6 protein-coding genes and 1 pseudogene are annotated in these 4,801 nt (G+C 56.9%); 3 read left to right on the top strand and 4 right to left on the bottom strand.

Annotation, left to right across the window (positions count from 1 at the left end; all coding sequences use genetic code 11):
• The first annotated feature begins 61 nt into the window (after positions 1–61).
• The 3 genes from NIT7645_RS11305 to NIT7645_RS11295 all read left to right on the top strand — a co-directional run bounded on the left by NIT7645_RS11305 (position 62) and on the right by NIT7645_RS11295 (position 1,347).
• Positions 62–355: an efflux RND transporter permease subunit gene (locus NIT7645_RS11305; protein WP_442416250.1), complete on the top strand. Its 294-nt coding sequence runs from the start codon at positions 62–64 to the stop codon at positions 353–355.
• 33 nt (positions 356–388) lie between these two features.
• Positions 389–730 (top strand): copper-binding protein, encoded by a 342-nt coding sequence (locus NIT7645_RS11300; protein ID WP_050687155.1) that lies wholly within the window; start codon positions 389–391, stop codon positions 728–730.
• A 101-nt stretch (positions 731–831) separates the two neighbouring features.
• Complete coding sequence (locus tag NIT7645_RS11295; protein WP_050687143.1) at positions 832–1,347, top strand: disulfide bond formation protein B; 516 nt, start codon at positions 832–834, stop codon at positions 1,345–1,347.
• Here the strand turns inward: NIT7645_RS11295 and NIT7645_RS11290 are convergent.
• The 4 genes and pseudogenes from NIT7645_RS11290 to tnpA form a co-directional block, all read right to left on the bottom strand.
• Positions 1,344–1,985 carry a hypothetical protein gene (locus NIT7645_RS11290; protein WP_050687142.1) on the bottom strand — a complete coding sequence of 214 codons (642 nt, stop codon included), beginning with the start codon at positions 1,983–1,985 and terminating at the stop codon, positions 1,344–1,346. The two genes, NIT7645_RS11295 and NIT7645_RS11290, sit on opposite strands and share 4 nt — an antisense overlap.
• A 58-nt stretch (positions 1,986–2,043) precedes the next feature.
• Positions 2,044–3,602, bottom strand: a pseudogene (gene tnpC / locus NIT7645_RS11285) (IS66 family transposase).
• Between the two features lie 54 nt (positions 3,603–3,656).
• Positions 3,657–3,977 carry an IS66 family insertion sequence element accessory protein TnpB gene (tnpB, locus tag NIT7645_RS11280; RefSeq protein ID WP_278245806.1) on the bottom strand — a complete coding sequence of 107 codons (321 nt, stop codon included), beginning with the start codon at positions 3,975–3,977 and terminating at the stop codon, positions 3,657–3,659.
• A gap of 29 nt (positions 3,978–4,006) precedes the next feature.
• A complete protein-coding gene (tnpA, locus tag NIT7645_RS19770; protein WP_050687135.1) occupies positions 4,007–4,411 on the bottom strand; it encodes an IS66-like element accessory protein TnpA in 405 nt (134 codons plus the stop codon).
• Positions 4,412–4,801 lie beyond the last annotated feature (390 nt).

Raw genomic sequence — 4,801 nt, 5'->3', positions numbered from 1 at the left:
GCCTACGCCCAGATCAATGAACCAGCAACCTCAGGACCGTTAATGTGACAACACCGACGATATCGAGGAGGCCGTCTTTGAGGGAGCTGTTCTTCGGGTGAGACCCAAAGTCATGACCGTGGCCACCATCTTCGCGGCGCTGATACCGATCATGTATGGCACCGGCACCGGCTCGGAGATCATGCAACGCATCGCTGCACCGATGATCGGCGGTATGGTGACAGCGACCCTGCTGACGCTTTTTGTCATTCCTTCCATCTTCGTGATTTGGAAACGGCTCGCGCTGAAACGCGTAAACCGCGAAATCACGTCCCCAATTCAGCAGCCCGTCGATGCAGCACTGCCTGCCGAATAATCGAACGCACAAACCTCAAGAATGGAGCTTCTCATGAAGATACTGACTGCAAGTCTCGTACTTCTGACCCTGTCCGCGACAGGGGCTATCGCACAAATGAACCACAATATGGATCATTCGGACATGCCGATGTCCGCCGAACAAATGGAGGGCGCGGTTCACGCGAAGGCCGTGATTAATTCCATCGGCGACGGCACTGCAAACGTGAGCCATGACCCGATTCCAGAGATCGGCTGGCCTGCAATGACGATGGATATGACGGTTCTGGAAAACGCGCAGATGATGGGAGAGGTGACCGATGGTGACGAGGTGACCCTGATGCTCGTCAAGGGCGAAGATGGGATGTATGCAATCGGGGGCATAATGCCAAACTGATCAAGGATTCGCAGTTGCCGAGAAATCGGCAGCTGCGGCGCGTACTGGGAGAGTTACACCGAGTTCGACCGCCGAGCTGCGTGTAGGCGAAAGGAAAGTGAATGGCGCTGTCTTCGAAACAACTTGGTTTGATCGCTGCCGGCGGATCGGCCGTTCTGTTGCTGGCCGCCTTCTTGTTTCAGGCGGCGGGCTATGCACCATGTGCGATGTGCATTTGGCAGCGATACCCTCACGCGATCGCCATCGCTATTGGCGCGCTCCTCATGGTTGGTTTGCCCATCTTACCGCTACTGATGGCAGGCGCTGCCGCCGCGTTCGTGACAGCGGGCATCGGGATGTTTCATACCGGCGTAGAACGGGGTTGGTGGGAAGGTCCGACATCCTGCACAGGCTTAGGTCTTGATATGTCAAACTTGTCAGCTGCGGACCTTCTGCCCTCTGCATCATCTGCACCATCGGCCTTGGTCATGTGCGACGAAGTCGCCTGGGAGTTCCTCAGCCTGTCTATGGCGAGTTGGAACGCGCTTTGGAGTTTCCTTCTTGCAGGGCTCTGGGTTCTGGCCTTTGCCCAAGCATGGCGCGCGTCGCGCTCACGTGAGAGCGCGACGGCAATCTAGCTCTGAAGACGCAGGATGACGACGGCAATAGCCGTCAGACACACAGCGGCCGACAAAAAAGCGACGAGAGCAACCGAAACCGCGCCCATGTTTCTTGGGAAGAGATCAACGAATGGTCTCAGGATTGCCGACTTTCCGGCTGCCGTAACATAGAGCGGCAGTGCACTTACCAAAGTGGCGTACAGGTAGACTCCGGATATGTTTTCAAAGAGTGCGGACCGCGCCAGTGTGGGCGCAACCACTGAAAGGGCCGTCGCCCGACTACCTCCAAAAGAGCCGAACCAACCGGCGGAAAGCACGTAAATGAAGGCGTGGAGAACGAGAAAGAGAGCGACTCGGATACCAAGATCGAGGAGAATGAACGACGCTGGATCACGGCCATTGGCGTCCTTGGTATTCAACACCGCAAACAGAAAGAAGCCGACGTAGTTGACGATAAAGATGACCGGAAGCCCATTCGTCAGAACCTGCCTGAAAAACCGTAAAAGCGCCGGTCCTCCGTCAATCAAGGCCGAAGCAAATCCAGGCGCACGCATGACATAAACGAGCAAGACCGGTAGGAGCCCGATCAGGCTGAAGACCAAGACGTTCGTTACAAATTGCGCGCCCGGCATCTTGGTTGAAAAGAAGCGTTGCATGTAAGCAGGTTGGCATGTCTGGAGGATATAGTGTAAGCGGCGGCTGGCGAGCACAGGATTATCTGCTTGACGGGAAATTCCAGGGCAGCAGGTCGTCGATGCGTTTTTTCGGATGACCCGCGGCGATCGCTTCGAGTGTAGATTTCAGATAGGCGAAAGGCTCGACGCCGTTGATTTTGGCGGTTTCGATCAACGAGGCGATCCGGCCCCAGGCTTTGCCGCCTTCGTCATGGCCTGCAAACAGTGCGTTTTTCCGATTTAGCGCAATTGGGCGGATTAAATTTTCGACTTGGTTGCTGTCTATCTCGACGCGCCCGTCGATGAGGAAGGTTTGTAATCCGTCCCAATGGCGGTGGATATACGCCAGTTTTCACCAAGGCGGGATTTGGCAGAGACGCGGGTGCGCTGTGTTTGCAGCCACTCGCCGAAGGTTGCAACGAGGGGCGCGGATCGGGCTTGGCGGGCCGAGAGGCGCTGGCCGGGGGATGTGCCTCGGATATCTTTTTCGATGGCGTAAATTTCGGCGATCTGGTGCAGGCCCTCTGCTGCGATCTCGGATTTGTCGCGATCATGGATTTCCTTGAGCTTTCGACGCGCGTGTGCCCAACAATGGGCAACGACGATGGGCTCGCCGCCCTTGCGCGTGGCGCGGGTCAGGCGATTGTACCCTTGATAGCCGTCCAGTTGCAGGATGCCATCGAAACCGGTGAGGAATTTCTCCGCATTCTCGCCCCGCCGATCTGGGGCGTAGAAGAACACCACCCCCGGCGGGTCATCGCCGCCCCAATTCCGATTATCACGCGCCAGTGCCCAGAGGTATCCGGTTTTGGTTTTCTTGCGGCCGGGATCGAGGATCGGCGCGGTTGTCTCATCCATAAATAGCTTCGTGGATGTCTTCAGGTGTTCGGCCAGCTGGTCGACCACCGGCCCCAGATGGAAGGCCGCTTTGCCGACCCAATCGGCCAGCGTTGAGCGGTGAATGTCGATACCTGCACGACCCAGAATTTGGGATTGCCTGTGCAGCGGGCAGTGATCTGCATATTTTGACACCAACACATGCGCGATGCTGCCCTCTGTCGGCAGCGCCCTTTCGATCAGGCGCGCTGGCGCTGGGGCTTGGGTCACTCCATCGGTGCAATGGCGGCAGGCATATTTGGGGCGCACGGTGACGATTACGCGCATTTTGGCGGGCACGATGTCCAGACGCTCGGATCGGTCCTCGCCAATTTTGTGCATCTCCCCGCACCCGCAAGGGCAAATCAAGCTGTCGGGTTCGACAATCTGCTCGATGCGTTCCAGATGCTCGGGCAGATTGCCCAGGTTGCGCCGCGCCACCGGTTTGCGTTTGGGTGCATCTTCTCCGGTGGCTTGGGTGTCCTTGCGCTCGTGCACCTCGGCGATGGCAACTTCGAGCTCTTCGAATAAGAGCTGCCGGTCATTCTCGTCCAGCTTCTCGGACTTCTTGCCATGCACCGCATGGTTCAGCTCAGCCACCAGATGCTCAAGCCTTTTGTTGATCTCCTTGAGTTCTGCGACCTGCGCGGCCTGCGCCTCAAACAGCGCCCGGAACTCGGGCGGCAGCAGGCTCAAATCAAGGTCATTGGCAGCGTCGGACATGGCCGCCGCATAGCACGAAGGCCCAAGTTTACCGAGCCCAATCGACCTCCTGATTCATTCAGCCGCAGCCGGAGGGCGGCTTTCCAAAGCCTTCACCTTGCGCCAGTCCAGCCCCGCAAAAAGCGCCTCGAACTGGGCGTGGTTCAGCGACATCACACCGTCCCGAATGGCGGGCCAGGTAAAGCTCGTGTCCTCCAGCCGCTTGTAGGTCATCACCAACCCGGTTCCATCCCAATACAGCAACTTTAGCCGATCCACCCGTTTTGAGCGGAACACAAATACCGTTCCCGTGAACGGGTCTTTACGCAAAACCGAACTCACCAGTGCTGATAGGTCATCGTGCCCTTTCCGGAAGTCCACCGGCTTCGTTGCCACCAAAATACGAACCCGGTTTGAGGGGAATATCACGCTGTCTCCCCAAGCGCGCGAACAATCTGAGCAACCCGTGCCGCTGGAGTTGTCCCATCCAGCTTGATCAACATCTCGCCCGCAACGATCTCTATAGCAGGCGACAACGCATCGACTTCCGAGGGCGGCGGCGCAGGCGGACTATCAAAAACCACCAAAGGCGCAAACGCAGCCTCTTTCCCGAGTACCGGCAAAACAAGCTCACCATCCTTGGCCATCCGTCGCCACGACGACACATGGTTCGCGCGCACATCATATTTGCGAGCCACCGCATTCACCGTCGCACCCGGCAACAACGTCTCCGCAACAATCCGCGCCTTCACCGCATCCGGCCAGCGCCGCCTACCATCGCTGGAGGTCGAAACACCCAAGCGCCTGAGAAACTCAACTGTAGTCTCCATGGAGAAACTCACCTCGCAAAATCAACTTTGGAGGTGAAATCTCAAATCAGACATCGGACTGGAAGGTGACCGTCACGCACCGCTTACGATATAGTCGATTTTCGGAACCAAAATTACCGTTTCACACGGGCGTACCTTAGGACCGCAGTTCAGAACAGCAGTTCCAGTGTACTTGTGTGCTAATGATTTTTTCTTGGCTGAAACATCCTCTCTTAATCAACGGTTTCCTCAGTTCGAGAGCAGGCTCACCTGAAATCGAGGAAATATGATGCGAGAAGATCAATAGCGCGTGCAATCTGAGTCTTCTGTATCCGCCACAAATGCGGATTGTTTCGTAGATCAACTTGCGACCGACGGTTGATACAGTCGGATTGAACCGCCCCTTCCGTT

It is taken from the genome of Phaeobacter italicus (assembly GCF_001258055.1).
GTDB classification, from domain to species: Bacteria; Pseudomonadota; Alphaproteobacteria; order Rhodobacterales; family Rhodobacteraceae; genus Phaeobacter; species Phaeobacter italicus.
This window is presented reverse-complemented; position numbering and strand designations above follow the sequence as displayed.